Source organism: Salinicola sp. CPA57 (genome assembly GCF_003206035.1).
Taxonomy (GTDB): Bacteria; Pseudomonadota; Gammaproteobacteria; order Pseudomonadales; family Halomonadaceae; genus Salinicola; species Salinicola socius.
Genome location: NZ_PZJR01000011.1, coordinates 495,974 through 522,322 on the forward strand (window position 1 = coordinate 495,974; position 26,349 = coordinate 522,322).

Below are 26,349 nucleotides of genomic sequence, written 5' to 3' on the forward strand. Positions count from 1 at the left end.
GGTTCGTTATTTGATCTGCGAGACGTGTTACAGGGAGGGTCTCGCCGAGTGGGATGGCTGGATGATCATTTATGAGGTGCTCCCCCGTAAGTACCTGTTCCGATATGTGCATCGGGTTTTGCCAATGACATGTAATGACACGCAGTGAACCAGTGGTTTTTCCTGTTATGTCGTGTTGGGCATAACGTGCTTTGACTCCCGTTGATCCACGACAGATTCGCCCAGGCTCACTAGTCATGGATCCCCGGCAGTCCGTGATGAAGATGCTCATGGCGTGATTCCCCAGGTGATGACGGCAATAGTGGCGAGGTGCAGCGGATACCAGGAGAGCCGGAGCGGGCGCGGGATGGCTGGGATCGGAACGTCGAGGCGCAGCGAGCCGTTGGCCAGCAGGACGAGCGTCATGGCCGTGGCGGTGCTGATCAGCATGTGAAGCGGTGTTCCATTGATCATGGCGGCCAGGAGCAATGCCGGGATCGCGGCGACGGTGCGGTGTGGGTAGCGATAGGCCAGTACGAATGCCGGCACCAGGAGCAGGCCCAACAGGCCGTATTCGACGTAAGGGCTGATCGAGAGAGCCAGGATGATCAGGACGATACCGATGGCGGCCTGGAGGGTGCGTTCCTGGATCTGCTGCAGGGCGATGATGGCGAGCGTGCCTAGGCCGAGGGTGAAGCAGACGTTGAGCTTGTCCGGCGTGATCACCAGGGCATAGGGCAGCTGCGCCAGGGAGCCGACCCAGAGCAGCCGGAGGCCGTAGCGAGCCGGTCGGCGGGTGTTGTGGAGAAGGTGCCAAGCCACCATGCCGGCGAACAGCGGGAAGGCGATTCGGCCGAGAGCGATGGCCCAGGGCGTGAACGCGGCAGCCGGCCAGAGGAACTTGGAGACGTGCTCGACCGTCATGGTCAGGATCGCGAGCCATTGGGCGAGCGGTACCCAGGCGTTGGATAGGGGCTGTCTATGAGATCCACCGCGATCGTCGCGGGAAAAGCTATCGATAGCCGTTGTCGAGGTCATGAGGCGGTTTCCTGAGTCGGTAGCACGGTGGCCTGGAGCAGCACATAGAGATTGCTGGTCTGGCTGCTGGTCGAAGTCGAGCGGAACAGGCCACCGATGACGGGGATGTCGGAGAGCACCGGGACCGAGTTGTCCTGGCGGCGGTTTTCCTCGGAGACGAGGCCGCCCAGGAGCACGGACTGGCCGGACTGGATCTGAACCGTGGTGGCAATGCTGCGCTGGTTGGTGATGATGTCCGAGGCCAGCAGCGAGTCCGTCAGGCTGTCGGCGGCGGTGTTGACGTCCATGACCACCAACCCCGAGGGCGTGACCACCGGGAACACGTTCAGGGTGATGCCGATGTCCTTGCGCTCGATGGTCTGGAACGGGTTTTCGATGTTGGCCGCTTGGCCGGTGATGCGCCCGGTGATGAACGGGACGTTCTGGCCGACGCTGATGGTGCCGCGCTGACCGGAGAGGGTGAGGATCTGCGGGGTGGAGAGCACCCGGGCATTGGAGTCGCGGCGGATGGCGTTGACGGCGAGCGCGAGGGTGTCGCCATCGAAGATCCCGAACGATGCCCCGGGCACGGACAGCGCGTTCCCCAGGCTGGAGGTGTTGAAGCCGCCGGCGGGGTTGCTGCCGTTTCGGGCCCGTCCGAAGGCGACACCGAGATCGAAGGTATCGCCGTCGCTGGTTTCGAAGATGATGGCGCGGATGAGGACCTGGGCGCGGGTGACGTCGATCTGGGGCAGTAGGCGTTCCAGGTCATCGACGCGATCCGCCGGGCCGTTGACCAGGAGCGCGTTGGACGCGTGGAGAACCTGGGCGTTGGCGGTCGACAGGCTGCCGGTGGTGGTCTGGGCCAGAAAGGCGTTGACCAGGGGCGCGAGATCGTCGGCCCGGAGATGGGTGATCGGCAGCACGCGGGAGACGGTGGGTTGCTGTGGTTCCGGGGTGCCGATCTGGCCCATGAACGTCTGTTGGGCGCGGGCGGGTACCAGTGTCGGCGGGTTGCCGGGGACAAGCTGGTAGCCGTGGGACTGCATCACGCCCTGGAAGAACTCGGGGAGCTGTTCCGGTGTCACGTCCGGGGCGTAGACGGTGAGCGTACCGTCGACGCGGGGATCGATGGCGATGGGCGTGGCGGTCTGCTGGGAGTACCAGTGGACGAACTCCCGCACGTCGGCGCCCTGCATGTCGATGGGCATGGCGTGAGCGGGAATGGCAACGAACGAGACGGCGAGGGTGATCGCGGCCAGGGCATGTCTAGCAACCGATGTCAGCATGTTGGGCTCCAGATGCGAGGCGGAGGTGACAGGCGCCCATCGGCACAACGGTGAGCCCTTGGCGCTCGAGGTCGTGGCTGGTGGTGGGCCGGTTGTCGCCGTCCAGGAGTCGATAGGTGGTGAGGTCGCCCAACTGGGCATACCCGGTGATCCGCGCCCGTCGGTAGGCCGTGAGGTCGACCGTCGGGGCGGAGGTGTCGGGCGTGGCCTCGGTGTCTGCTGTGCTGTTGCGGGCATCGACTTGATCGATGACCAGCACGGACGTGGTGAGGACGATTCCCAGAACGAAAGCGGCGACCGCCATCAACGGTCGGTTGAAGCGTTTCCAGTAGATGCGGGTCAGGCGCATATAGAACCTCGCGTCGCGGGGTACGCGGAACACGCCATGGGTGAGCCACGGCGGCAGCATGGAATAGGTCTGGTGGGGATAGGCGTCGGAGAACGCCTGTTTGGTGTCATAGGCCGGATAGAGGGAGCGCCCGGTGTAGGTCCAGCGTTCGACGACGAGGCTTTGCGGAGAATCGCCGTACTTGACGATGCCGAGGTGGACCTTGGGCATCGGCAGCTTGCCGCCGGCGAACATCGACCACAGCGAGCCGATGAACGGGATCGAGAGACGATCCAGGCGGCGGCAATAGACGACGTGTTCGGCCAGGGCAACGCGGGCCTGCTTGTCCATGATCGAGAGATCCTGGATCAGGAAAATGATGTCCCAGCCCAATTTGCGAGCGTGGAGAAACCAGTCGATGACGGCCTGGCGTGACTTGTCCGCCCAGGAGCGGGAGTTGAACCAGGTACCGCACTCGTCCAGCACCAGGAGACCGTTCTTGTGCTCGTCGTAGCTCTCGTTACCCCTGCCGATCGCTTCCAGGTCGGCCAGCTGGGGCTTGTCCGGGATGCGATAAACGCGGGTGTTCCTGGCTTTCTCCCCGATCAGCTTGTTCAGCCGGAGATCCAGGTTGGTAGCTACCGGGCAACCGCGGTTGAGCTTGTCCTTGATCTTGCCGACAGCGACCAGGGTTTTACCCGCGCCGAGTTTGCCGGTGACAACGTAGACGGCCATCAGAAGTCACTCAGAAATAGCGAGATCAATTTGGTGTAGATCGCGAACAGGAACGCGACTGCTTTAACACCGATGATCGCGGAAAGGCAGGCGATGAAATTGCCCGGCAGAATACGCTCGATGCCCTGGCTGAGCATGGGAGGAAGTGAAACCGCGATAGTGCTGAAAAGATCGTCGACCGTGGTGTAGAGAAGCGAAATCACCAAGACGATGGCACCAACCTTGATCAGGAAAAGGCCGGTGCGAAGGACCATCTTGATGCTGAATATCTCGACGTGAGCTTTAAAAACGCCCTGACTGATAACTTGAACGGCTGCGGCCCAGATGGCGGCAGCGGCGGCGATAGGTGCGGCCATGAAAATCTCCTTAAGCGGGGCGGCTGGCGAACATGGTTGAGATCATGATCCAGGCCGTGAAGGCGTAGAGAATCCACGCGAGCGCAGCGCGGATGAGTTCGAAAATTTCGCATTCGATGGTGACGCTATAGACCTTGCCGGGAGCGAAAACGAGAGGGGAACACGAAGGCGAAGGCACATCGGGCAGGACAGATCCGGCCAGACTTTCCATGCTAGAGACGAGGTTGGAAAAAGTGGAATCGCTGCCGTCGATATAGTCGGTGAGCGTGCTACCGGCTCCGTCGAGAGCTTCCTGCATCACCCCCTCGCTATTGCCAACCAAGGCTTCCAGATCGGCCTCGGTCGGGCCGGATTCAGCAAGCGCCGAGAAACGATCTTCGGCAGCCTGATTGCCTTCATCGACGGAGGCCTTCACATCATCCACGGAGTCGGTGACGCCGTAGACCTTATCGACGAGTCCCTGGAAGCCATCGTTGATGGCCTTGCGTACCCCCGCTATGGCATCGAGAACGGCACCTAGACCGTCGCCGTCATCGTTACCGCTGTCACTGTCACCACCGGAACTGCCACCGTCAGAGCCGCTATCGCCACCGGTCGAGCCACCTGACCCACTACCGCCCCCTGACGAGCCGCCACCGCTAGAGCCGCCGCCGCTGCCGGAATCACCACCGGTTGAGCCGCCGTCGGAACCACCGCCCGATGAGCCGCCACTACCGCCCCCCGATGAGCCGCCACCGCCACCGCCAGAGCCACCACCGCTGCCGGAATCACCACCGCTGCCGGAATCACCACCGGTTGAGCCGCCGTCGGAATCACCACCGGAAGAACCGCCGTCAGAGCCGCCAGTATCGCCAGAGTCGCCGCCTGTATCGCCGCTATCAGAGCCATCGCCAGTTTCGGAATCATTTGAATCAGGTACAGGGTATTCATGAACGGGTGACGCCGTACCGTTATAACAATAGGTTTTGCCGGCAGAGGTATATGAACCATTCGAGCAGCTGGACGGATCATCCGTTAACGAGAATTTAGTATCATAAACACGACCCGTAACATCGCCATTCATCTCGCCTGTGGACTCTGCCATCCAATAATTAGAACATCGTTGAGTACCATCATCATTATTAGTGCAGAATGTGACCCCCGGAGTAGGGTAAAGACGACACGCACCTGTATCTATAGCAGATGTATTAGAAATATCAGCATTAGCAGGAATAACTATATCCCGCATGACGCCACCGCCATACGTATCCTCACATTGCTGATCGGTATACACTAAATTATAAATAAAATGATCAGTGTTGTTGCCGGTAGGAATTTCAGAAAAAGGATCATCTAGATCAATAGTATGAGCCCCATATGTTGGAGGAAAACCACGGGTAGACCATGAGATATAATAGGGAGTCGCACCACAATCGCGAGCAGAAACCTCCTTTATTCTCTCATAGGAGGATGCCTGAGCGCATGTTGTAGATGCAAAAGCCTTTACAGGAACAAACGCGAAAATAAATATTATAAAGAACAAGTAGCGCATAAATCACCAACAAAAAAGGAGCCCCGGAAGGCCCCTTGAGTCACCGGCCCCGGTGTACGCCCAGGGCGGAGATCGGGGCCGGTTGAACCACCCAATCAGGTGGCTTTGTTGGCGAACTTCTTGAACAGGCCGATGGCGAGCAGCGAGCCGACGATGGCGGTCACGACGGGCCACGCTTCGCTGGCCATGCTGCTGGCCTGGCTGGAGAGTTCGGAGAACGCGGCAGAGGCAGCGGAACCGCCTTCGGACGCCATGGCAGCGGTGGTACCGCCGATCATGGTGAGGGAGACGGCCGTTGCCTTGCCGGCGACGTTGCGGAGGGCGAAACGGGTACGGACGACAGCGTTTTTCAGTTGAGTTTTCATAGTGTTTTTTCCATGAATTGCTTGAACGCGAGTGTGGACTTACCCCACGCCCAACCGAGGGCGTAGGCTCCTAGCAGGTAGCCGATGAGGGTTGCGGAACTCATCGCTGGCCACCTTTGATTGCACCGAGCCCGAATGAGACGACGAGCGCGGTACAAAACGTGAGGAGCCACAGTTGATCGAACTGTTCAGCGGTCATCGGTGGCTCCTCGTTGTTGGGAAGACGTCTGGTGATGAATCAGGTGTGGCGTTACGCCTTGGCCGATTCCGGCTTGGCGTTGCTGGCCGGTGCCGATCCGGCGCCCTTGGGGCGGCGGGCAGCAATCACGTGCATCGAGGTGGTTTGCTGCTTGTTCTGGCCGGCGCGAACCATGCGCAGCTCGATATCGAGTTCGAGGTTGCAGGGCAACTCGACCCCGGCGTTACGAATCTGATCGACGATGGAGAAGTCGGCGGACATATCGGAGTTCTGCATGCCGATCTGGTTGTCGTTGTCGGCGTCGACTTCGTTGATGATGCTGACCTTGCCGCCTTTGCGGCCTTCGAATTCGTAACGAGAGGCACCGGAAACGCGAGCGATGATGGTGTTGATCATGGACATGGTGGATTCCTTGTTAGCGTTGGTACTGGGTTGCCAGGGTGTGGCAGTGGCGAGCGAGTACGACTAGCTCAGAGAGGTCGGATGACTCGGGATCGAGCATCCGGGTTAGGTGTTCCGCCTGGGCGTAGAGGAGCGCGGCGTGACCGTAGGCGCGCCCCTGGAGACACCGCCGGGCCCGCTCCCTCAGAACTCGGGGCTCCGGGCAGGCGTCTGCCCACCCGACACCGCGCGCCATCGGTCGTGATGCACGGCGGCCGATCCCGCCCCCCCCGTCAACCCGTGCTGCGCAGGGTATGACGGGGGGCACGGTTCCGGCCTGGGAGGCCGTGCGACCGATGGGCGACGGGTGACGGGCAGGCAGGAACATGATTAGCGCCCCGGTTCCGGGCGGGCCGGAGAAGGGTCACCTTCCAAGACGGAGCGGTCGCCGCGCTCGAGTTGGGCAAGGCCATACTGAAAGAGCCGTTCGCCCAGGGCGGAAGGTGTGAGTTGGTTCATGCCTGCCTGAACCAGAAACCGAGAGTGATCGGTCTGTTCCAGGAACACGCGAACGGGTTGCTTCTTCGCGGTGGTCATTGGGTGTTCCTCGTGTGGGTGGGTACTGCATGACTGCGATGCGCATTCAGGAGTGAACGCATCATCGCTGTGGGGAGAAAAAAGGCCCGTGACGCTGGGGCAACCTGCCGGGATGGGATAGACGAGCAGGCGGAAGCGCCACGGACCAAAGGGAACGCGGTTGAGGCGGAAATCGGGGGCAAAAAAAACGGCCCGGTCAGTGTCATCGGGGAGATGAGGGACTTAGGGGCCGGAAAAGATCGCTTCCCCTGGAAGGCGACCATGAACGCGATGAAGGCAGAATCGAGTAATGATGACTCAGGCCTAGTAAGGAAAGTGTCGTCGATAAGCGTCGCCCGGGCAATTAAAAAAACCCGAGAAATCAAGAATAACGCGGTTTTTGGCGATACTTTAGTCGCACAAATAAGAGCAGCTAATATCGCGCGATAGATCGCGATAAAAGTTTGTAGATATGTAATGAGAGAATTACAAAAAAACCGCACTGGATATACGGCTTGATAGCGCCATAGGCCAGTGCGGGCGAGTGTTGCGTCAACTGATCGAGTCAGGACGTCGTTTAGGTAATAGCGCTGTTCATGGTCGCTATAGTTCGGTGCAAGCCTATTAATGGCTCTGACGGACTTGAGTTCGGAGGAACGGGCCGAGGAACAAGAGACCGTTGCACAGGCTGATGCTAAACCGACTTTTAGAAGAAGAGAAATAACCTTCGTTAAATAAATTGATGTAGTGATATACAGCTTTTGGGTGATGCCTGATTTTGCTGCAAAAAAAACCCGGCTATGGGAAGCGGTCGGGATAGACCGTTTGCCATACCGGGTTGAAGCGGTCGCGGGGAAGCAACCAAAAGTCGATTTTTTGGCGTTTCTGACAGGTCGGGGTTCGAGGTCGCCTGTAGCAATCGAAAAGGGGGCACGGCCGTCTTGTTCAGCCGTGTTAACGCATGTTAACGACAAACGGCGCGAAAAATGAAGGCCTTGGCCTAAATAAATTTTGGAAAGTTGGGTAGGAGATCGACGATTCATGACCAGTCCTCCGACTGGAGGCATTCGGCGGTCAGGAGAGCGATGTTGACCATGCGGCGACGGCCGATCTTGAACAGCGGAAGGTTGCCGAGCTGTAGCTGCCCTTTGATGGCGCTGTAGGACATGCCGGTGAGCTCGGAGAATCGCTCGATGGTCATGACTGGCACGGTGGCCGAGACCTGAGGCGCGTTATTCTTTTCCATTGTCGTATCGGCTCGTTTTGGCTCGCTGTGGTAAGTTCTGTCTGTTGTCACGTGCTGACGAAAAGACAACAGTCGCTGTTCCTCGTTATGGGTAGACTCATAAATGAGCACAGCTTAATTCGGAGTGTACCCAGAGATAGGCACATGTCAAGCGACCTTGCGCAAAAAATTCGTCTCATCCGTGAAACAGAGACGTCGGGCCGTGCAGAGTTCTCAGAACTTGTTGGTGTGCCGAAAAAGACTCTTATTGGGATCGAGCAGACGGGAAGGGTCCCGAAAGGGGACCTACTGGCTTCTATTTGCCAGCAATGGCCGAAGTACACGCTGTGGCTGATGACCGGGCAGGTCAACGAAGCAGCGGGGCAGGTGAGCCCGGAGATAGAACGGACGAGAGATCGGCTCAAGCCGACAGGAACGGATACCGGGTCGCGAGGCGAGTAGCCGAGCGCTGGTACCGGTGAACAGGGAACGAGTGATGGGCGGGGAAAGGGAAAGGGCGCGCTAGACGCTCAAGAATCCCAAGGATCTACCGATGAACCTGGAATACAGATAAGAAGCAGTACCGGGCGTCGGGGGAACAATGCAGTTAAACGACCTGATCGCGTACGCCGCGATTACCTTCCTGGTGGTTGGCGTTTTGTGTGTCGCCTTGCTGGCAACGCTGAATGGCCTATTCAGAAGGATTGTTTACTGGGCCATCGTTAGCGGTTTCAAAAAGGGATATCGAGGCAAACCCACCAGACAGCCAACGAAAGTCACGGCGGCCGAGTTGATCGAACGTGGCGATGCTTATGTGAAGAAGGGTCGCTTGCTCACCGAGCCCGAGCAGGTGCTATTCAAAGTCCTGCAGCACAAATATGGCGACACTCACCGCGTGTTTTGCCAGGTCCGCGTGGTCGACGTCATCCAGCCGAATACCGCTCTCTATAAAGAACGAAGCCGTGAGTGGATGGCCCTGTTTCGGCAGGTGTCGCAGTGGCATTTCGATTTCGTGATTTGTGATAAAGAATCGATGGAAGTGGTGAGAGTGATTGAGTTGGATGATGCTAGTCACAAGAGAAAAGATCGGGTGGGACGCGATAGAGTTTTAAATAATGTCTGTAAAGGCAGCGGTGTGACAATAGAAAGAGTCGATGCTGATTGGTTGACTGGGAGTAGGCTATGGGGCTGATGGCCAATGGACAGGTGTTTTTTTAAAAGACAAGTTTAGAATAAAATGGGAGTCGGGTTTTGAACTCTATAGTTGATTGGTTTGAGGGTTGTTACTCAAGGTTTAAGAGGTTCTCAGAAAATGAGAGGGCTAAGTTTTCATTGATAGTAGCCTTGTGCGTGATGTTGGCAGCTTTAATCGGATGTGGCGTAGGTGCTTTTTTTGAGTTTGGAGGTACACCGCCGCGTGTGGCTGGTTTCGTAGTTGCTGCGCTTGTTGCGGCTGCTGTGGGGCTCTTCGTCAGTGAGTCGAATAAAGAGAATGAAATTGGAAAGCTTAGAGAAAAATGGCTTAATGAGCTTAAGCATTGTTGTGCAAATTATGCAAGTGGAATCGAGGATGTCTGTGATATCTTACTTCAAGAGGTAGCAAAAAGTCGCGAGCGGCCTAGTACTATGATGGGAGGTGTTAAAGGTGGTGAGGTTCTGAAAGATATCGAGGAAAGAGCTAGGGTTGTTAATAAGAATTTTCATTTGCTGGTGTTGTATGTTGCCACAGATGAAGATAAGCCAGAAGCTGAAGTCTACAAGCTGGCAGTGAATTTGAAATGGAGGTTGTGGAGGATTTTGGCAAACATGCGAAACTGTTTTGATGAATTTGGGCGGCTTGAAAGTAAGTTTCTATCCTTTTCAATAGAGGGTAAGATAAGTAAAATTAGTCAGGATCAAGTTGATGGATTTGTTAGATTTGTAAAAATGTATGTTGACGATGAGTGGAAGACGATCAAAAAGGGTCACTTTACATATAAGATAAAAAGAATGATTTTTGCTAGCGTGTTAGCATTTTTAGCTTTTTCTTATTTTAGTTACACCGTCAATTATTATGAGGGGGCTGCGCAAGACGTTAAATCAAATCTGGAGGGCAGTATAGACCCACGGATAGCACAACCCATTGATTCGGCTTGGTAATTGTCACTGAGGACCAGAGTTGATTTGCTCATGATCTTTTGACCACAAACTGTCCACCTCAAGTGGGCAAATCTAGCCTTTGCGAACCAGCGTAATGAAGTTAATCGACTGATTTCTATGGAAACTAGCTCTACTGAACTCCTGGGAATTCGCTCTCATAATCCCTTGGCCACATAGCGTCCACATTAACCGTGCTTGCCTAGCCACTGTGGCCTCAAGTTATCACGGTAATCGACTGATTTTTATAGAAACTAGCTGTAGTGAGCCTGTTAGGCTTCGCTTTCAAAATCCGCCGCTGAAATAGTGTGCCGTTTCGAGTCAACCGCCGGCACCATCCTCGAAACCGGTACCTTGCCTTTATTTCCGCTCTCTACGCTAGAAGTGTATCCAGAAAAGCTCGAACGGCGGGTGCCATTCGGCGTTGACGTTCATAGCAGAGAAAGAAGCCTGGAAAGCTGGCGCTCCATTCTTCTAAAACCGGGACAAGTCGCCCGGCGGCGATGTGATCTTTGACGGTATCTTCCACACAGAAAGCGATGCCGATCCCGTCGAGGGCTGCCCGGATCGCGACTTCCCGATCGTTGACGATCACGGGGCCGGTGACCCGGACCTGGAACCAGCGTCCGTTCTCGAAGAATTCCCACTTGTAAGGTTGGGCCGTGTCGGGCCACCGCCAGCAGATGCATGCGTGTCCGGGAAGATCTCGCGGGGTAGCCGGTGCGGGATGGCGTGCGAGATATTCAGGGGCCGCGACGGCAATCTGGCGGAGCTCGTCACTGAGCTTCATCGCAATCATATCCTGCTCTATGACTTCACCGATGCGCAGGGCGAGATCGAACCCGCCTGCGATGGGATCGCTGAGACTGTCATCCACCGAGAGATCGATCGTCACATCGGGATATCGTGCATTGAACCCCGCCAGCCTGGGGGTGATGAAACGCTCGGCCGCCGATCTGAAACTGATGACTCTAACGGTCCCCGCCACGCGAGAAGCCGCGTCCCGACTCTGGCGCAAAGCCTGGCCGATGTCAGCGAACGCCGGGGCTATCTTGGCTTGCAGACTTTCACCGGCTTCTGTCAGCGACACGCTACGGGTCGTGCGATGAAACAGCCGTGCGCCAAGATCCTTTTCGAGAGCCTTGATGGTCTGACTGAGCCCTGAAGGCGTGATGCCCAAATTCCCCGCTGCTCGAGAGAAGCTCAGGGACTCGGCCACGGCAAGAAACGCACGCAACTGGGTGAAATTGGCAGATGACACGGACATGAGCGTCTCAATTACGTAGTTTTTCTAACAAGGTGGATGAAATATCGCCGTATTATCATGGTTATTTTTACCTATTAGGATGCTTCCTGACAATTGACAGGAGATTGATTCATGAAGCATTGGCTCCTTGCTGGCTTGGCGCGTGACCCCGATAGGGGCGTGCTGGCGCTGGCGACCGGACGAACAACAAAACGTCATTACGCGTTGATCGCTTGGCAAGACTTGGCCCTTTCGACCGATTTCAAGGAGATGCCCGATGCGTGATCCTCAACCACCCGGATCATGGGACTTGACCGGGAAAGTTGCCCTGGTGACTGGCGCCGCGCGTGGGATTGGCGAGGCGACCGCCAAGCTACTGCGACAACGTGGCGCCAGCGTCGTGGCTTCAGATCTGAGCGCCGCCGTCACTGATTTGGAGGGAGACGGCCTCGTCACGATTGTCGGGGACGTGAGCAGCGAGGACATGGCAAGGCGCAGCGTGGCGTTGGCGCTAGAGAGCTTCGGCAGGCTCGATATTCTCGTCAACAACGCGGGCCGCACGCTCAACAAACCGTTGCTCGACACGAGCCTCGAAGATTGGCAGGCGCTTTTCGATGTCAACGTGTCGGGGACGTTCCTGCATTCCCGTGAAGCGGTACGCGCGATGCTCACGTCGGGTGGCGGCACCCTTGTCAATCTGACCTCGATCGTGGCTCGGGTCGCGATGAAGGAAACCGCGGCGTATGCGGCGTCCAAAGGTGCGATCGCACAGCTGACCAAAGTGATCGGTGTCGAATACGGTGATCGCGGTATCCGAGCCAACGCGCTGGCGCCGGGGGTTGTCGAAACCGACATTCTCGAGGGCATCGTCGACGATAGCCGCGCGACGCTCGCAAGTTACGCCTCGGCACATCCGCTTGGCCGCGTGGGGCAGCCGCAAGACATTGCCGAAATCGCAGCATTCTTGGCCTCTCCCGCTTCATCGTTCATGACCGGCGCACTGGTCATGGCCGACGGCGGCTACACCGCACTTTAAGACGGAGACAGTGATGAGCCGGTCTATTCTTATTATCGGAGCCGAGCGCGGTCTGGGCCTGGGCCTTGCACGGATTTTCTTTAACAGCGGCTGGAACGTTACCGCGACCGCGCGCGCGGGAGACGACTGCGCTGGCCTGGTCGCCGTCGGTTCCCGTGATCCCGCACGTCTGAGCGTCGCCTATATCGATGTCACCCGCGCGGAACAGATACCCGAATTCAAAACCCGCTTGGGCGATAGCGCATTCGATATCGTCTTTCTCGTTGCCGGTATCTATGGGCCACTTCACAACAGTGTGATCGAGGCCAGTGACGACGAATTACTTCACATCATGCTGACCAACTGTTTCGGGCCGGCGCGACTGGCGCGTCATCTCCTGGATCGACTGATTTGCCCGGGCGGTACACTGGCGTTCATGTCCTCGCATCGGGCGAGCATCGAAATGAATGTGGAGCCGAAACTCCCCCTGGAGCTTTACCGCGCCAGCAAGGTCGCGTTGAACATGCTTGCCCGAGGTATTTACGCCGACCATGCCGCGGAAGGCGTAACTGTCTTGTCCCTTCATCCAGGATGGGTTGCTACCGCCATGGGCACTCTCGATGGCACGGTCGAGGCGGAGATCGAAGTCGAAGAGAGCGTCAATGGGCTTTATCGAGTTCTAGACCAGCATGCCGGCAGTGGAAGGAACCTCTATCTCGACTGGACGGGTGCCACGCTCCCCTGGTGACGAATCTTCATTCCCGTTTCCGGGCTTGGTGGTAGCTTAGCCGCGCTCAGGGGCAAGAGGCGCGTTGTTGATCGATTCGATCCATGCTGGTGGCAAGGTCGATACGCCAACGTCTCAGCGCGTCTTCCGGTGCCCGATCGAAGGCGCGATTGCGATAGCGCTACTGCTGGGTGGCGGGATCGTCGAAAGCCGGTGCTGATGCGCCGGCTTTTTTGTAGTCATCGCGCGTTTCGGGGAGGGAACTGTGATCTTCAGAAAAAGCCATCGAAGCCGCTATACCCGTCGGCAACGGGAAGCGAATCATCGTCATAGAGGGGAGAAATCAATAGGGCGATACGCTGGTGCCCCCAGCAGGATTCGAACCTGAGACCTGTCCCTTAGGAGGGGACCGCTCTATCCAGCTGAGCTATGGGGGCGAGGCGGGATGGCGTCAATACGGGTCGACGCGAGCGGCGCATAGTATAAGCGTCGGATTGCGCGAGATAAACCCGCGTTGACGCCTGCGCAGCGACGCTGCCGGGACGCGTCGCCTTGGCGTTGGTACAATGCCGGCTCTCGAATTCGACCCTCCTCGGTACTTCATGCCTGCTTCTGACGATGCTTCGACGATAAACGCCTCACGCGCCCGACACGGCAACGACGTGCCGGTGGATCGTGATCGCGTGTTCGACGGTCTGGCGGACAAGTTCGCGTCGAGCCTCTATGCCACTGCTCGCGGCAAGATTCGCCTTGCCGTGCTCGACGAGATTCTGTCCCGCGAGCTGCCGGCGGATGCCTCCGATGTATTGGACGTGGGCGGCGGCCTCGGTCAGATGAGCCAGTGGCTGGCCGAGAGAGGTCACCGCGTCACGCTGGCGGAGCCATCCGAGGAGATGTTGAGCCGGGCAAGAGTCAATCTGGGCGAGTTGCCCGTTCACACGTTGCAGGCGTCGCTGCAGGCATTGCCCGAGGTGGCGCCGGGGCCGTGGCCGCTGATCGTCTGCCATGCGGTGCTGGAGTGGCTGGCGCAGCCGCGCCAGGCGCTATCGGTGTTGAAGACCTTGCTGGCGTCCGATGGTCGTTTGTCGCTGATGGTGTTCAATCGAGACGCGCTGCGTTTTTCCAATGTGGTCAAAGGCAATCTCGACAAGGCGCTGGAGGATCGGCTTTCCGGCACCGGCCAACGCCAGCGCCTGACGCCGATTTCACCATTGACCCACGCCGACATCGAACGCTGGTGCGAAGAGGAAGGGCTGGTGATCGAGAGCGTCAGCGGGGTACGGATCTTTCACGATTATCTGCGTGAACGGTCGCCCACCGAGTCGCAGCTCGAGACGATCATCGAACTGGAAAAACGCCACTGCCAGAACGATCCGCACTGGCGGTTGGGACGTTATCTGCACTATTTGATTCGTCCCGAAGCCGACGAGCCGGTTCGTCCCGACACCCACGATGCGATGCATCCCGTTTCACAGAGAGAGAAATCATGACGGCGCAGACGCCTTCGTGTCAGTTGATGGCACGCCAGGATGCCGACTACCGCGGCTGGTTGTGGGTCGCGCCGCCGCGAGAGAGCTGGCTCGAGTCCGGCGAGGGCAGCGTGTGGAGTGCGGATCTGGATGTCTGCGAGGCCTGGCGCAATGCCGGACGCCCGGCCTACGGGGCGCTGACCGCACCGCCCGCCGAGGTACCGGGGGCGGTGCTGTTCTGGCCCAAGAGCCTCGCGCTGGGGGAATGGTGGCTGAGCGCGCTGAATACGGCGCTGCCGGCGGGCACGCCGATTCAGATCGTTGGCGAGAACCAGGGCGGCATCAAGCGTGTCCCGAAGATACTGGAAGGCTTTGAGCAGACGTGCCGAAAGCTGGATACGGCGCGTCGCTGCACGCTGTTCGCGAGCCGGACGGTCGAATCCGAACGCGACCCGGATGCCGTCTGGCAGACGTTCACGGCAGAAGAGCTGACGCTGGCGAGCCATCCTGGCGTCTTCGGCCATGGCAAGCTCGACGACGGCACGCGGCTATTGCTGAAAGCATTGGCGCAGTCGCCGTTGCCTTTGCCGGCGCGCGGTAAGCCGCTGCGGGCGCTGGATGTCGGCTGTGGGGATGGCATTCTGTCGGCGTGGTTGGCGAAGCAGGGCTCCCAGGTCACGGCGGTCGATCTCAACGCCTTCGCGGTCGAGGCCACGCGGCGCACGTTAGTCGCCAATCAGCTGACCGGCACGGTCATCCAGAGCGATGTCTATCGCCAGCTGGAGGGGACCTTCGAGGCCATCGTCAGCAACCCGCCGTTTCATCAGGAGCGCTCGATCGATTACGGGCCGACCCAACGACTGATTCGCGAGGCGCCGGCGCATCTCGTCGATGGCGGCAGCCTGACCCTGGTCGCCAATGCGTTCCTGCCGTATCCGGATTGGCTGCAGGAGACGTTCGGCAGCTTCGAAACCCTCGCCGACAACCGACGCTTCCGCGTCTATCGTGCGATCAAACCCCGGCGTTGATTCGCCGTGCACGCCCGGCTAAGTTCTTCGGAAGTCGGCGCTCAGGAGTTCGGCGCTCAGGAGTCGGCACCGCCGTGCATGACCTGCGGTCGCGCCAGATAGTAGCCCTGGAACAGGTCGCAGCCGGCGCGCTGACAGCAGCTCAGGTCGTCTTCCGTTTCCAGTTTTTCCGCCAGAATCTTGAGCTCGGGATAGTGAAGGCGTAGCTGTTCGACGATGTACTTGAACGTTTCGTCGCAGTAATACGGGTATTCGAGTTTGACGATATCCACGAGGGACAGGTAGGGATGCTCGACGTCCACTTCGGCATAGTCGTCCAACGCCAGAGTGAAGCCTCGCTGGCGCAACTGCTGCAGGCAGTCACGGATGGTGTCGTCGACCGGCGTATCTTCGAGAATTTCTACTACCAGACGTGAGGTATCGAACGGCAGATCGATACTCAGCATGTCGGCGGTGAAGTTGATGAATAACGGCTTTCCCTCGCTGACCGTCTCCAGCTCGCCCTGGCTGAACGCATTCATCAGAACCGTGCTGGTGGCCCGATTGCCATCGAATGGCATCGGCCTTGGGCCGCCATCCGTCGGGCGATAGAGTAGCTCGTAGGCGACGATTTCCAGGGCGGTGTCGAAGATCGGTTGCCGAGCGAACAGTATCGACGATGAGGGCGGATCGATGGCATTCGGCATGGGCTGTCCTCGAGGGCTCGTTCATGTCAGCGACGGATAACGGTCTTTCCACGCCGGTTCGGCGGGCGGTCTGATCCGCACTCCCGGCCCACTTCTGGGTCTGCGGCTTCAGCTTTCGGAATCGACATAGGCGATATCGGTCACAATGTAATGGGTCTCGCCGCCCGGGGCCGCGACGACGACATCGTCATCCAGCGCCTTGCCCAGGAGCGCCTGCGCCAACGGCGCATCGATGCTGATCCAGTGCTTGTCGGTGTTGGTTTCGTCGTGGCCGACCAGGCGCACCTGCAGCTCTTCTCCATTATCGTCTTCCAGCGTGACGCTGGCACTGAAATAGATCTTGCCGGTATCCGCCGGCAGGCGATCGACGACCTGGAGCTCGTCCAGTCGCTTCCGCAGATAGCGGATCCGGGCAATGACGCGGTTCAGCTCTTTCTTGTTGTAGGTGTAGTCTGCATTTTCGCTGCGATCCCCCAGTGCTGCGGCTTCGCCGACCTTCTCCGACAGCTGCGGGCGTTTGACCCGTGACAGATGGTCGTGAATGCCCTGTAACCGATTCCATCCCTGCGGCGTGATCAGGTTGCTCTTCTTCTCCTGACGCGGATCCGTCTTGGGATCGCGCCAGCGCGTCATGTTGCGGCCTTGCATAAGAAGATCCTGTTACGCTCATCGAAGGCGGAGCGTATCGTAATCCGGTGTCTGGCGGCCATCTCATGCGATTAAAACCGCGTCTCTTGCGACTAAAACCCTATAGTGATGGATTCAAACGCTCGTTAGATTGCTAGCACGATTGATTATTAGCACGATCCCCCAGGAGAGATGTCGATGCGACAGCAATGCCAGTGGTCCCCGTGCAGCCGTTTTCGACTGATGTTAATGCTCATGATGTTGGCCGTGGCGTCCAGCGGCGTTCTCGGTGCGGCTACCGCGATGGCGCAAGCGCCGGACTCCTCCCTCTTTTCCCTCATGCAGCGGTGGGGCAATGTCGAATACCAGATGCAGGGCGATGCCCAGTTGCGCGCTTTCGAAGATCTCGCGGGCGAAGTCGACATGTTGGCCAGGAGCGAGCCGGAGAATCCCCATATATTGACGGCCCGGGGCGTGATTCTGGCCTCGTACGCCAAGGCCAAGGGCGGCCTCGGCGCCCTGGATCTGGCCAAGCAGGCACGCACGGCACTGGAGAAGGCGATCGCCATCGACCCGCAGGGCGAAGACGGTTCGGCCTACGTGACGCTGGGCGCGCTCTATCAGCACGCGCCGGGCTGGCCGATCGCCTTCGGTGATGACGACAAGGCCCGGCAACTGCTCGAGCGCGCGGTATCGATCCGGCCTGCCGGTATCGATACCAACTTCTACTACGCCCAGTTTCTGGAGGATCAGGGTAAGGACGACGACGCCTTGACCTACGCCCAGCGCGCCGTCGATGGCCAGTCGCGGGCTGGCCGGCCTTCCGACGAGGCGCTGCGGAAAGAAGCTCGAAACTGGTTGGCCGAGCGACGCTGAGCGTCGTGCCCGCTCGGATTGGGAACTATCAATACAGGTTGGCCTTGAGCAGCGGCTTGAGCAGATAGTCCAGCACGCTGCGTTCCCCGGTCTGGATGTCGACCTGGGCGATCATGCCGGGAATGATCGGCAGCTCTTCGCCTCGATGCGTCAACGAGCCGCTGTCGGTGCGGATATAGACCTTGTAGTAGGATTCCGTGCCGCGCGGCGTTTCCTCTTCGATGGTGTCGGCACTGATCTGCTCGACGGTGCCCTCGAGATCGCCATATATGGTGTAGTCGTAGGCGGTGATCTTGACGCTGGCGGGCATGCCCGGTGCCAGGAACGCGACGTCCTGCGGCTTGATCTTGGCTTCGAGCAGCAGTTGATCCTCCAGCGGAATCACCTCCATGATCGTCTCCCCAGGTGGCACCACGCCGCCCTGAGTGGTGTAGTTGATGGCGTTGACCCGGCCATGGACCGGTGAATGCAGCTCGGTGCGCTGATACTGGTCCTGTCGCTGCACCAGCACCTGCTCCAGCGAGGAGAGTTCGCCTTTCTTTTCGGTCAGTTCGGTGTAGGCATCCTGCACATAGCTGTTCTGGATCTCGGCGCGTTTACCCCGAAGCGATGCCATGTCCTGCTGAAGCTGCAGCGCTTCCATTTCACTGACGGCCTTACGCGCCACCAGTGGCTGGATCAGATTCAGCCGACGCTGTGCCATCTGAATTTCGTGACCGAGCGAAGCGGTTGCCTCGCGGAGTTTTTCGCGGCGGGCATGGAACAGTTCGCGCTCGGACTGGGCCAGCGAACTTTGCGCATCGACGTCTTCCGGGAACGTGATGCTGTCCTTCTCCAGCACCTCGGCCTGGAGCCTGGCAATGGCCGCGTCCAGCGCCTGTACCTGATTTTCCGTCTCCTGATAGGCGCTGCGAAACCGCGTGCCGCTGAGTCTGACCAGCAGTTGACCCTGGACGACGATATCGCCTTCGCGAACCTTTATCTCGTCGATGATGCCGCCCTCGAGGCTCTGTATCGACTGGATACGGCTGACCGGAATCACGCGGCCCTCGCCATGGGTGACCACCGCGATATGCGCCCACGCCGACCAGCCGATGAAGGTGACCAGGCAGATCAGGACGGCCCAGACAACCGGGCGGGCGAGCGGGTGGCGCAGATTGGCGCTCGGGTCGCCGAGCTGGCGTTGCAGTTCCTGATCGCTGAGTGTCGTGGCCATCTAGCGTCTCTCTCTAGAATTTGAACCGGGGCCAGAATTTGAACCGGGGCCAGAATGGGAACCGGGGCCAGAATGAGGGCCGAGGCTGGATCTGGGGCTGCCGGTAGCGGCGACCCGGTTGCCGTTGACTACCTGATCGAGATTGCCCTGCATCGCCAGCTTGCCGTCGCGCAGCACGATGGCGCGTTCGGTCAACTCCAGCAGCGGCTTCTTGTGGGTCGAAACGATCAAGGTGCGGCCTTCCATCCACCGCTTGAGAAAGGCGACTGCACGCTTTTCGTTGTTCTGATCGAAAGCGGCGGTGGGCTCGTCCAGTAGCACGATGCGCGGATCCTGCAGTATCAGTCGAGCGAGGCCGATGGCCTGGCGCTGCCCGCCGGAGACACTGTTGCCGGAGGCGATCGGTAGCTCCAGTCCTTGCGGATGCGAGCGCACGAAGCGGCCCAGGCCGACCCCGCTCAGGGCCTGAAATATCTCCTCGTCGTCGTAAGCCGCGCCGTCCAGGGTCAGGTTGTCTCGCAGCGTGCCGTAGAACAGCGCGATATCCTGGGGGAGATAGCCGATCGCCTGACGGCGGTCTGCCGACTCGATCTGGGTGATGTTGACGTCGTCCAGCATGACCCGGCCGCCGGTCGGTTCGATAAAGCCGGAGAGCAGCCGCAATAACGTCGATTTGCCGGCGCCGTTTCCGCCCAGCAGCGCGATTCGCGAGCCGGCTTCGATCGTCAGCTCGTCGATCTGCAACGCCGCCGGACCCTCCTCATGATGACGAACCACCACCTCTTCCAGTTGATAGTCACCCTGGAGCCGAGGCTTGCGAACCTTCTGCCCGGCGCCCTGTTCGTTAGGTGCCTGCATCAGTTCATCCAGACCTTCGACGGCAGCCTTGACGTGCTGCCAGCGGGCGAGCAGGGCGCTGGTCTGGCCCATCGGGGCGATGGCCCGCGAGCCGAGAATGGAGCAGGCGATCAACGCGCCGATCGTCATGTCGCCGGCGCTGATGCGGTAAACCCCGACGATCACGATGCCGACGTAGCCCAGTTGCTGCAGCAGAGACGCCGAGTGGGTCAGCATGCTGGTGACCGAGCGCAAGCGGATCGATGCCGTCGACAGCTGCGCCGAAAGCGACTCCCACAGTGCCAGGTTGCGGCCCTCGGCTCGTGTCGCCTTGACCGTCTCGAGCTGATCCAGCGACTCCAGCAGCACGCCGTTCTTGACCGCGCCTTCGCGCAGGTTCTCCCGCGCCAGTTTGGCCAGGTAGCGTTGCAGCAGCAGCCCCGGAATGATCATGCCGGCAATGGCTGCCACCGGCACCCAGGCCACCGGCCCGCCGATCCAGGCGATGATCAGCACGAACAGCGCCACGAAGGGCAGGTCGCTGATCGCCCCGGCGGTGGCAGAAGTGAAGAATTCGCGCACGGCCTCGAACTCACGAACCTGACTGGTAAAGGCGCCAGTGGAAGGCGGCTTCGCGGCCAGGCGCAAACGCACCGCCTGTTCGAACAGCTTCGATGACAGTTCGAGGTCCAGGCGCTTGCCGATCACCTCGAGCAGGTGGGCTCTTAGCCCCTTGAGCAGAAACTCCAGCAGCACGGCGAGCGCGACGCCACTCGCCAGTACCCATAGTGTATCGAAGGCGGCGTTGGGGACGACGCGGTCGTAGACCTGCATCGCGAACAGCGCGGTAGAGATTGCCAGCAGGTTGGCGGCCAGCGCGGCGACGCCGACTTCGGCATAGGCGGGCCAGCACGCGCGAAGCGGCGCCTTCAGCCAGTGCTTTGGCGCGGCCTTGGCAAAGTTGCCAGCGCGATCATCACTGCTGGGAATCGGGCGTGCGAAGATCGCGATGCCGCTGTAGATCGCTTCCAGCGCCTCGCGGGTCATCACTTCTTCGCCGCCATCGGTCTCCGGCAGCACGAGAGTGGCCTCCTCGGCAGTCAGCGACTCCAACAAGGCGGTATCGCCGTCTTCGAGAATCAGCAGTGCCGGCAGCAAACGGGAGGAGAGCCGTGTCAACGGACGGCTGGTGACGCGAGCACTGACTCCGGCCCGGCGCAGGGAGCGGGGAACTTCCCTGAGCGGAAGCCTGCCGCTCTCCAGCGGCAGGCCGTCACCCAGCTCGGCAACAGATGTGGGGCGATCCAGGCGCCTACAAAGCAGCGCCAGGCCATCCCGGAGCGGATCGACGCGGGATTCGGCCGGATCTGGATAAGCGGTCTGATCGCGTTCTGGAGCGGAAAGGCTCATGGGGCGTCACCTCTCAGGCGACCCGTGATCAACGGGTTTATCAGTCCCAACTGCGAGGCTGCGCGATATTGAATGCGCTTTTGCTGGCTCTCGAGATCGACCAGCTGGCGGCGGGCCGAGAAGGCCTCCTGGCGGATCGTCAGCAGATCGTTGACGTCGCGAAGCCCTACCGAGAATTGATCGTTGTAGAGATCACCCACGGATTGCGCTTCCTCGACCTGATTCGTCAGCGCTTGCTGGCGTTGGCGGTAGACCTCGGCGTTCTCGATCAGCGTCAGCACGCTGCGGCGAATCTCGCGGCGCTGATCGTCGATGCGATAACGGGCTGCCTCGAGTCGCTGCCGCGCGGCGTCTGGGCGCTGAAAGCTGGCCAGGCCCTGCAGCGTATCCATGCGCAGGCGAAGCCCGATGACCGAATCGTTCTGCAGTTCACCGCCGATCTGACGACGTTCGAGCGATCCCTCGAGATTGAGCTGAGGCTTCAATGCCGCCTGGGTTTCATCCAGCTCCGCCTGAGCCTGCTCGGCGCTTGCCACGGCCTGACGATAGGCTGGCGCAGCGACGATCCAGTCATCCAGTGCGGTGTCGGCTTCCAGACGATCCGTCAGTTCGTTGGGGGTCGGGTCTTCCAGCTCGCCCGGCGAGACACCCACGAGAACCCGAAACTGACGGCGCGCATCGTTGAGCGCGCCACGCTCGGTGGCCAGATCTCCCTGGGCCTGAGCCAGGTCCAGGGCCACGCGGCCTTGTTCGCTACTATCGGTATAGCCGTTACTGCCCCGATCCACGGTCAGATCCCGTAGATTCTCGAGGTCGTCGACATATTGCCCGGTCACTTCCAGCCGGCGCTTCGCGGCGAGTACGTCCAGATAGACTTCCGCGATATCGAGTGCGGCTTCCTCCTCGGCCACGCCTACCGATCGACGCGCTTCTCGTTCGGCCGCATCCGCACTGGCGACCTGGCTGTCGACGCGGCCCCAGTCGTAGAGCATCTGGCGGGCCGAGGCGTCGTAGCCGAACTCACTGAACGGAAATTCTTCCGGGCCGGCGGAGAGATCGACGGTGGGAAAATAGCCCCACTCGGCGATATCGACTTCGGTGCCGGCGGCATCGGCGTCCGCGATGGCGGCGCGCACCGCCGGGTTGATCGCCAACCCGCGGCGGATGGCTTGCTCGAGCGGGAGTGGTGCGTTTCGAACGGTTGACCGACCAGCCGTCGTTACCCGATCAGCAGCCGATGGCTGAACGCCGGTCTCGCTGAATCTCCTGTTGGAGTCGGCCGCCGGCGACGCGGTCCATCGAATCGCGGGCAGATCCGTTCTAACCTTTGGGCCAGCCCCGTGATCCACGGCGTCCCACCAATGGCGTTCCTGACCGTGGGCGATGGCAGGCGCCAGACAGACGACGATTGCCAGCATGCGTAGAGACCACCTTTCTGCGTGTTGGAGTGAGTCGTCGATGACCGTGTTTCCTTGTGTCTGCGTATCCTCGGAGGCGACCTGAGGCGCCCGCCCTGGTGAGTGAGGGAAATGGAAACGGCCATGAGTCCGATGCATCGGGCTCATGGCCGTGCCGATCAGGTCTCTACCTGAACGGTGTCCTGCTCGACTTGAATGGCGGTATCCCCAAAGGTGTATTGGTCGTAGGCAGTGCCTCCCAGCGTAACAGTGCCATCGGATGTCGCCCCTTGAATATTGAGCGTGTCCTGTTGGTCGCCGGTGATCTGCAGCACGTTGTCGTCGTCGGTCATGGCATCGACGTCTTCCGCGCTCAACGTAGCCGTGCTGGCGTCATCTCCTTGGCCCAGGTCCAGCCGTTCGACATTGCCGATAGCCCCAACGTCGCCATTGACCATGTCCAGATCGATGCCACCGTCGAGCAGCAGGGTATCGAAGCCATCACCGCCGTCGATCGAGTCGAAGTCGGTGCCGCTGGTCACCAGCAGGTCGTTACCCGCGCCGCCGTCGAACGTGTCGGCGCCGTTGCCGTCGATCAGCAGATCATTGCCGGCACCGCCGTTCAAGGTGTCGTCGCCTGCACCGCCACGTAGCAGATCGCTGCCGTCACCACCGTTCAGCGTATCGTTGCCTTCATAACCGTAGAGGCGCTGGCTGCCAGTGTCGCCATCGAGCGTCTCGTCTCCGCTGGTGCCCTCGATGATGTTGTCGTTGTTACCGAGCAGCGTGGTCAACGCATCGAGATCGGCCAATTCGCCAAGCGAGTCCGTTGCCGTCCGGCCGTCGCTATCGGTGGCGGTGATGGAGGTAGCGTTGAGTAGCGAGAGCTGAAGATTGGCGTCGAGCCCCAGCAAGCCGTCGATATCGGCGAACGCCACAGTTCCCAACAGTTCGTTGATGGCCAAGTTGTCGATCGTGCCGCCGTCAGCGGCCGTAATGGTGACACTCGCAGAGGGCGCCACCAGCCCGAGCAGGCCGGGATCGTTATCGAAGGCCAGGCTCAGCCCCAGTTCGTCGGCCATTTGTTGCGAGGCAGTGAATTGAAGCGCGGTAAGGTTCACGCTAAGCAGAGGCTGATAGGCGACCGTCACCGATTGCAGGTTGCCGTTGGCGTCTGCGGCGAACAGATCCTGGTCTCCTCCGATATCGATCAACCCCAGCAGATCGACACCGGCAATGCCGAGCAGTGATGCCGAGTTCGCCTGCACTACTGGCGCGACGTTGTCGGGATCCGGGGCCGGGGCGGTCTGGCCCGTGCTATCGAACTCCGCGCTAGTACCTGCGGTATCGCCATCGTTATCCGAGATGACCGCCCCGACCTCGGTGGAGACGCTACCGGAAAGATCGGTATCGGACGTCGCGTCGTCGACGAGCAGGTTGCCGTTGGTCAGGAGCGTTTCGATGATCGCCATGTCGTTAGCGCTACCGGCGGTTAGATCGACGTTCTGCAACGTGATGATCTGGTCGGCCGCCGCCTCCTTGGCCGAGGCATCGGTGATGCCTTGGAACGCTCCTGCGCTGCTGATGTAGATCAGAGTGGCGGTGCCCACCAGCGCGAAATGCAGGTAGTTGGTCAGGTTGCCGGCGTTCTTGCCGATCTTGCCTTCGCCTTGAAGCAGGCTACCTAGGTCGAGAACGTCACCACCGTCAGAGACGCGACTCGCATTGAAGTCGGTGATGTTGTCATTGGCGGGCGTGCCGACGCTACCCTGATGGCCTTCCTCCCAGCGGAAGACATCATTGCCGGTGCCGCCGGTCAGCGTGTCGTTGCCGGTGCCACCAATCAGCAGGTCGTTACCGTTGCCGCCGTTGAGTATATCCGCGCCCGCGCCGCCGCGAAGCAGGTCACTGCCGCCCCGCCCGAACAGGACGTCAATGCCGCCGTGGCCGTAAATACGATCAGCATCCGGTCCTCCCTCTACAAGGAAATTATTACTGTCCGTATCCTCTATTAGGTACGAGGGGTAATTGCTTTGGAGTAAGCCAAGACTCAGTAAGTCGCTACTGGATGCCGTCGTCGTGTTGTTCTCCGCATCGGTCGCGGAGATCGAGATCGTCGAGGCGAGCCCCAGATTCAGTACCGAACTGCTGAAGTAGACCGAGCCCAGAAACTCATTGAGGGCCTGATTGTCGATGGTGCCGCCGTCGTTGGCGGTAACGGTAATCGAGGCATTTAAGTCCAGCAGTGCCAGGTTATCGACGCTATAGCTCAGGCCAAGTTCGTTGGCCATGGCTTGGGAGGCTCGGAAGCCGGCGCCTAAGCTGACATTGATCGCCGTCAGCGAGATTGTGACGGAGCGGATGTCGTTATTGGCGTCAGTCGCCGCGAAGGCCTGATTGTTACTCAGGTCGATCAGGCCGAGCGCTTCGACGCCAATGAGTCCCAGCAAACTGTCGTCGTCGCCGAGCGCCACGACCGGTGCCACTTCCTCTTCCGGATCGAGTAGATTGGCGCCGGAAGCATCGTAGTCGTAGTCGCCGGTCTGCATATTGACGACCAGCGACTCGCCCTTGACGGTCTGGATTGTCAGCTCTCCAGAGGCGCTGTCGTAATCGCCTTCCTCGAACGACACGACCAGCTCGGAGCTACCGGTCGTGGAGACGCTGTCCGTCTCAGGGTCGTAGTTGAACGTATAGCCATCGAGGGTGAGTTCGGAGACGTAGCCCCCATCGGCACCGTAGCTGTCGACGAAGCTGCCGGAAGCCGTCGCCGAGTCGGTATCGATCTCGAATAGCGCCGGCTGAGCCGCGACAGGGAGATCATCGGTCAGATTGACGGTCAGCTCGCCGATGGTCTCGTTACCCAACCGGTCGCTGGCGGTGACATCAAAGCCCAGCGCCAGAATGTCGGCGCCGGCCAGCGGGTGATCCAGCGCTTGCGACTGCGTGAATGTGTAGGCGCCGGTGGTGCTGACGCTCAGCGTTGCCACGGTCGTGCCATTCGCCGTGCCGGTCAGGGCGTAGGTGTCGTTACTGAAGCTGCCGCTCCAGTCCACGGACTCGCCGTCGGCAGTCACGCCATCCGGGCCGCTGATGCTGATCGCATCGACCCCCGTACCGCTGTCAGCGATCGCCATGGTGCCGGAGACCGCAGTGCCAAGATTCGCCTCGCTGGCGCTTGCCGCAGCGTCGTCGATCGTTGGGGCCAGGGTGTCGAGCGTGGTGGTGTCGGTGATTTCACCGCTGTTGCCGGCGGCATCGGTCAACCCGAGGGTGGCGGTCAGAACACCGTCGTCCAGCGTGCTCAGGTCCTGCGCGGCGACGCTCACGTTGCCATCGGCATCGACGCTGATATCCGCCGTGTCGACAGTAACGGTATTGCCGCTGGCGTCACTGATAATCAGCGAGCTCACGGTCGCATCGCTTTCGAGGCTGCCGCTCAAGGTGACGTTGCCGGCCTCATCCGGGGCCAGCACCCCGTCCCCGCCGTCGTTGAACTCGATGTTGTTCAGGCCATCATCGCCGCTCGGCGGAATGCCGTCGACGATTGCCATGGCGGGCTCACTGGTATTGCCCGCCGCGTCCGTGGCCGTGGCATTGATCGTGTCGCCATCGGCGAGCGGATCGTTCGGCGTTACGCTCCAGTTGCCGTCGCCATCGACGAGGGCCGGATCACCGATCGTGTTGCCCGCATCGTC

At 60.0% G+C, this 26,349-nt stretch carries 26 protein-coding genes and 1 tRNA gene; 10 read left to right on the plus strand and 17 right to left on the minus strand.

Features of this window, described 5'->3' with window-relative positions; translation table 11 throughout:
• Nucleotides 1-267 precede the first annotated feature (267 nt).
• The 9 genes from DOM36_RS14530 to DOM36_RS14585 all read right to left on the minus strand — a co-directional run bounded on the left by DOM36_RS14530 (nucleotide 268) and on the right by DOM36_RS14585 (nucleotide 8,002).
• Nucleotides 268-1,017: a TraX family protein gene (locus DOM36_RS14530; protein WP_110643501.1), complete on the minus strand. Its 750-nt coding sequence runs from the start codon at nucleotides 1,015-1,017 to the stop codon at nucleotides 268-270.
• Complete coding sequence (locus tag DOM36_RS14535; protein ID WP_110643502.1) at nucleotides 1,014-2,285, minus strand: secretin N-terminal domain-containing protein; 1,272 nt, start codon at nucleotides 2,283-2,285, stop codon at nucleotides 1,014-1,016. The genes DOM36_RS14530 and DOM36_RS14535 overlap by 4 nt, the downstream gene beginning before the upstream one ends.
• Nucleotides 2,266-3,348: a zonular occludens toxin domain-containing protein gene (locus tag DOM36_RS14540; protein WP_110643503.1), complete on the minus strand. Its 1,083-nt coding sequence runs from the start codon at nucleotides 3,346-3,348 to the stop codon at nucleotides 2,266-2,268. The genes DOM36_RS14535 and DOM36_RS14540 overlap by 20 nt, the downstream gene beginning before the upstream one ends.
• Nucleotides 3,348-3,704, minus strand: a complete 357-nt coding sequence (locus DOM36_RS14545) for a DUF5455 family protein (protein WP_110643504.1) — start codon at nucleotides 3,702-3,704, stop codon at nucleotides 3,348-3,350. The genes DOM36_RS14540 and DOM36_RS14545 overlap by 1 nt, the downstream gene beginning before the upstream one ends.
• Before the next feature lie 10 nt (nucleotides 3,705-3,714).
• Nucleotides 3,715-5,235 (minus strand): hypothetical protein, encoded by a 1,521-nt coding sequence (locus tag DOM36_RS20140; RefSeq protein ID WP_157958657.1) that lies wholly within the window; start codon nucleotides 5,233-5,235, stop codon nucleotides 3,715-3,717.
• Between the two features lie 95 nt (nucleotides 5,236-5,330).
• Complete coding sequence (locus DOM36_RS14560; protein ID WP_110643507.1) at nucleotides 5,331-5,600, minus strand: major coat protein; 270 nt, start codon at nucleotides 5,598-5,600, stop codon at nucleotides 5,331-5,333.
• A gap of 250 nt (nucleotides 5,601-5,850) precedes the next feature.
• Nucleotides 5,851-6,201: a hypothetical protein gene (locus DOM36_RS14565; RefSeq protein ID WP_232823860.1), complete on the minus strand. Its 351-nt coding sequence runs from the start codon at nucleotides 6,199-6,201 to the stop codon at nucleotides 5,851-5,853.
• Nucleotides 6,202-6,570: 369 nt separating this feature from the next.
• A complete protein-coding gene (locus DOM36_RS14575) occupies nucleotides 6,571-6,777 on the minus strand; it encodes a hypothetical protein (protein ID WP_110643509.1) in 207 nt (68 codons plus the stop codon).
• A 1,018-nt stretch (nucleotides 6,778-7,795) separates the two neighbouring features.
• Nucleotides 7,796-8,002 (minus strand): DNA-binding protein, encoded by a 207-nt coding sequence (locus tag DOM36_RS14585; protein WP_232823861.1) that lies wholly within the window; start codon nucleotides 8,000-8,002, stop codon nucleotides 7,796-7,798.
• A gap of 144 nt (nucleotides 8,003-8,146) precedes the next feature.
• Between DOM36_RS14585 and DOM36_RS14590 the strand changes: the two genes are divergently transcribed.
• From DOM36_RS14590 to DOM36_RS20145, 3 genes are all read left to right on the plus strand, one after another.
• Nucleotides 8,147-8,443: a transcriptional regulator gene (locus DOM36_RS14590; RefSeq protein ID WP_110643511.1), complete on the plus strand. Its 297-nt coding sequence runs from the start codon at nucleotides 8,147-8,149 to the stop codon at nucleotides 8,441-8,443.
• A gap of 139 nt (nucleotides 8,444-8,582) precedes the next feature.
• Complete coding sequence (locus DOM36_RS14595) at nucleotides 8,583-9,173, plus strand: DUF2726 domain-containing protein (RefSeq protein ID WP_110643512.1); 591 nt, start codon at nucleotides 8,583-8,585, stop codon at nucleotides 9,171-9,173.
• 59 nt (nucleotides 9,174-9,232) lie between these two features.
• Nucleotides 9,233-10,120: a hypothetical protein gene (locus DOM36_RS20145; protein WP_157958658.1), complete on the plus strand. Its 888-nt coding sequence runs from the start codon at nucleotides 9,233-9,235 to the stop codon at nucleotides 10,118-10,120.
• A gap of 370 nt (nucleotides 10,121-10,490) precedes the next feature.
• On the opposite strand, the gene DOM36_RS14605 is transcribed toward DOM36_RS20145, so the two are convergent.
• Nucleotides 10,491-11,384, minus strand: coding sequence for a LysR family transcriptional regulator (locus DOM36_RS14605; RefSeq protein WP_110643514.1), 894 nt, complete (start codon nucleotides 11,382-11,384; stop codon nucleotides 10,491-10,493).
• A gap of 111 nt (nucleotides 11,385-11,495) precedes the next feature.
• On the opposite strand from DOM36_RS14605, the gene DOM36_RS20150 reads away from it, so the two are divergent.
• The 4 genes from DOM36_RS20150 to DOM36_RS20590 all read left to right on the plus strand — a co-directional run bounded on the left by DOM36_RS20150 (nucleotide 11,496) and on the right by DOM36_RS20590 (nucleotide 13,325).
• The gene (locus tag DOM36_RS20150; RefSeq protein ID WP_157958659.1) at nucleotides 11,496-11,648 is read left to right on the plus strand and encodes a hypothetical protein; all 153 of its coding nucleotides are present in this window, start codon (nucleotides 11,496-11,498) and stop codon (nucleotides 11,646-11,648) included.
• The gene (locus DOM36_RS14610) at nucleotides 11,641-12,399 is read left to right on the plus strand and encodes an SDR family oxidoreductase (RefSeq protein WP_110643515.1); all 759 of its coding nucleotides are present in this window, start codon (nucleotides 11,641-11,643) and stop codon (nucleotides 12,397-12,399) included. The genes DOM36_RS20150 and DOM36_RS14610 overlap by 8 nt, the downstream gene beginning before the upstream one ends.
• 13 nt (nucleotides 12,400-12,412) lie before the next feature.
• Nucleotides 12,413-13,126 carry an SDR family NAD(P)-dependent oxidoreductase gene (locus tag DOM36_RS14615; protein ID WP_198651291.1) on the plus strand — a complete coding sequence of 238 codons (714 nt, stop codon included), beginning with the start codon at nucleotides 12,413-12,415 and terminating at the stop codon, nucleotides 13,124-13,126.
• A 67-nt stretch (nucleotides 13,127-13,193) separates the two neighbouring features.
• Complete coding sequence (locus tag DOM36_RS20590) at nucleotides 13,194-13,325, plus strand: hypothetical protein (RefSeq protein WP_280952805.1); 132 nt, start codon at nucleotides 13,194-13,196, stop codon at nucleotides 13,323-13,325.
• 140 nt (nucleotides 13,326-13,465) lie between these two features.
• Here DOM36_RS20590 and DOM36_RS14620 read toward each other — a convergent pair.
• Nucleotides 13,466-13,542 (minus strand) — tRNA-Arg (locus DOM36_RS14620).
• Between the two features lie 165 nt (nucleotides 13,543-13,707).
• On the opposite strand from DOM36_RS14620, the gene DOM36_RS14625 reads away from it, so the two are divergent.
• Both DOM36_RS14625 and DOM36_RS14630 read left to right on the plus strand, forming a co-directional pair.
• Nucleotides 13,708-14,595 carry a methyltransferase domain-containing protein gene (locus DOM36_RS14625; protein WP_110643517.1) on the plus strand — a complete coding sequence of 296 codons (888 nt, stop codon included), beginning with the start codon at nucleotides 13,708-13,710 and terminating at the stop codon, nucleotides 14,593-14,595.
• Nucleotides 14,592-15,602 carry a methyltransferase gene (locus DOM36_RS14630; RefSeq protein ID WP_110643518.1) on the plus strand — a complete coding sequence of 337 codons (1,011 nt, stop codon included), beginning with the start codon at nucleotides 14,592-14,594 and terminating at the stop codon, nucleotides 15,600-15,602. Before DOM36_RS14625 ends, DOM36_RS14630 begins: the two co-directional genes overlap by 4 nt.
• Nucleotides 15,603-15,658: 56 nt before the next feature.
• On the opposite strand, the gene DOM36_RS14635 is transcribed toward DOM36_RS14630, so the two are convergent.
• Both DOM36_RS14635 and greB read right to left on the minus strand, forming a co-directional pair.
• The gene (locus tag DOM36_RS14635) at nucleotides 15,659-16,288 is read right to left on the minus strand and encodes an EAL domain-containing protein (RefSeq protein WP_110643519.1); all 630 of its coding nucleotides are present in this window, start codon (nucleotides 16,286-16,288) and stop codon (nucleotides 15,659-15,661) included.
• 108 nt (nucleotides 16,289-16,396) lie between these two features.
• Nucleotides 16,397-16,936: a transcription elongation factor GreB gene (gene greB / locus DOM36_RS14640; protein WP_110643520.1), complete on the minus strand. Its 540-nt coding sequence runs from the start codon at nucleotides 16,934-16,936 to the stop codon at nucleotides 16,397-16,399.
• 234 nt (nucleotides 16,937-17,170) lie between these two features.
• On the opposite strand from greB, the gene DOM36_RS14645 reads away from it, so the two are divergent.
• The gene (locus DOM36_RS14645) at nucleotides 17,171-17,791 is read left to right on the plus strand and encodes a hypothetical protein (RefSeq protein ID WP_232823862.1); all 621 of its coding nucleotides are present in this window, start codon (nucleotides 17,171-17,173) and stop codon (nucleotides 17,789-17,791) included.
• 28 nt (nucleotides 17,792-17,819) lie between these two features.
• On the opposite strand, the gene DOM36_RS14650 is transcribed toward DOM36_RS14645, so the two are convergent.
• From DOM36_RS14650 to DOM36_RS14665, 4 genes are all read right to left on the minus strand, one after another.
• Nucleotides 17,820-19,007, minus strand: coding sequence for an HlyD family type I secretion periplasmic adaptor subunit (locus DOM36_RS14650; protein ID WP_110643521.1), 1,188 nt, complete (start codon nucleotides 19,005-19,007; stop codon nucleotides 17,820-17,822).
• Nucleotides 19,008-21,254, minus strand: a complete 2,247-nt coding sequence (locus DOM36_RS14655) for a type I secretion system permease/ATPase (RefSeq protein ID WP_110643522.1) — start codon at nucleotides 21,252-21,254, stop codon at nucleotides 19,008-19,010.
• Nucleotides 21,251-22,672 (minus strand): TolC family protein, encoded by a 1,422-nt coding sequence (locus tag DOM36_RS14660; protein WP_198651292.1) that lies wholly within the window; start codon nucleotides 22,670-22,672, stop codon nucleotides 21,251-21,253. The genes DOM36_RS14655 and DOM36_RS14660 overlap by 4 nt, the downstream gene beginning before the upstream one ends.
• A gap of 158 nt (nucleotides 22,673-22,830) precedes the next feature.
• On the minus strand, nucleotides 22,831-26,349 hold a 3,519-nt coding region (locus tag DOM36_RS14665), incomplete at its 5' end, for an Ig-like domain-containing protein (RefSeq protein WP_232823863.1).

Coding starts and splice junctions, on each gene's coding strand:
- DOM36_RS14530 (WP_110643501.1), bottom strand. CDS start 1,017: ATGACCTCGACAACGGCTATCGATAGCTTTTCCCGCGACGATCGCGGT.
- DOM36_RS14535 (WP_110643502.1), bottom strand. CDS start 2,285: ATGCTGACATCGGTTGCTAGACATGCCCTGGCCGCGATCACCCTCGCC.
- DOM36_RS14540 (WP_110643503.1), bottom strand. CDS start 3,348: ATGGCCGTCTACGTTGTCACCGGCAAACTCGGCGCGGGTAAAACCCTG.
- DOM36_RS14545 (WP_110643504.1), bottom strand. CDS start 3,704: ATGGCCGCACCTATCGCCGCCGCTGCCGCCATCTGGGCCGCAGCCGTT.
- DOM36_RS20140 (WP_157958657.1), bottom strand. CDS start 5,235: ATGCGCTACTTGTTCTTTATAATATTTATTTTCGCGTTTGTTCCTGTA.
- DOM36_RS14560 (WP_110643507.1), bottom strand. CDS start 5,600: ATGAAAACTCAACTGAAAAACGCTGTCGTCCGTACCCGTTTCGCCCTC.
- DOM36_RS14565 (WP_232823860.1), bottom strand. CDS start 6,201: ATGTCCATGATCAACACCATCATCGCTCGCGTTTCCGGTGCCTCTCGT.
- DOM36_RS14575 (WP_110643509.1), bottom strand. CDS start 6,777: ATGACCACCGCGAAGAAGCAACCCGTTCGCGTGTTCCTGGAACAGACC.
- DOM36_RS14585 (WP_232823861.1), bottom strand. CDS start 8,002: ATGGAAAAGAATAACGCGCCTCAGGTCTCGGCCACCGTGCCAGTCATG.
- DOM36_RS14590 (WP_110643511.1), top strand. CDS start 8,147: ATGTCAAGCGACCTTGCGCAAAAAATTCGTCTCATCCGTGAAACAGAG.
- DOM36_RS14595 (WP_110643512.1), top strand. CDS start 8,583: ATGCAGTTAAACGACCTGATCGCGTACGCCGCGATTACCTTCCTGGTG.
- DOM36_RS14605 (WP_110643514.1), bottom strand. CDS start 11,384: ATGTCCGTGTCATCTGCCAATTTCACCCAGTTGCGTGCGTTTCTTGCC.
- DOM36_RS20150 (WP_157958659.1), top strand. CDS start 11,496: ATGAAGCATTGGCTCCTTGCTGGCTTGGCGCGTGACCCCGATAGGGGC.
- DOM36_RS14610 (WP_110643515.1), top strand. CDS start 11,641: ATGCGTGATCCTCAACCACCCGGATCATGGGACTTGACCGGGAAAGTT.
- DOM36_RS14615 (WP_198651291.1), top strand. CDS start 12,413: ATGAGCCGGTCTATTCTTATTATCGGAGCCGAGCGCGGTCTGGGCCTG.
- DOM36_RS14625 (WP_110643517.1), top strand. CDS start 13,708: ATGCCTGCTTCTGACGATGCTTCGACGATAAACGCCTCACGCGCCCGA.
- DOM36_RS14630 (WP_110643518.1), top strand. CDS start 14,592: ATGACGGCGCAGACGCCTTCGTGTCAGTTGATGGCACGCCAGGATGCC.
- DOM36_RS14635 (WP_110643519.1), bottom strand. CDS start 16,288: ATGCCGAATGCCATCGATCCGCCCTCATCGTCGATACTGTTCGCTCGG.
- greB (WP_110643520.1), bottom strand. CDS start 16,936: ATGCAAGGCCGCAACATGACGCGCTGGCGCGATCCCAAGACGGATCCG.
- DOM36_RS14645 (WP_232823862.1), top strand. CDS start 17,171: ATGATGTTGGCCGTGGCGTCCAGCGGCGTTCTCGGTGCGGCTACCGCG.
- DOM36_RS14650 (WP_110643521.1), bottom strand. CDS start 19,007: ATGGCCACGACACTCAGCGATCAGGAACTGCAACGCCAGCTCGGCGAC.
- DOM36_RS14655 (WP_110643522.1), bottom strand. CDS start 21,254: ATGAGCCTTTCCGCTCCAGAACGCGATCAGACCGCTTATCCAGATCCG.
- DOM36_RS14660 (WP_198651292.1), bottom strand. CDS start 22,672: ATGCTGGCAATCGTCGTCTGTCTGGCGCCTGCCATCGCCCACGGTCAG.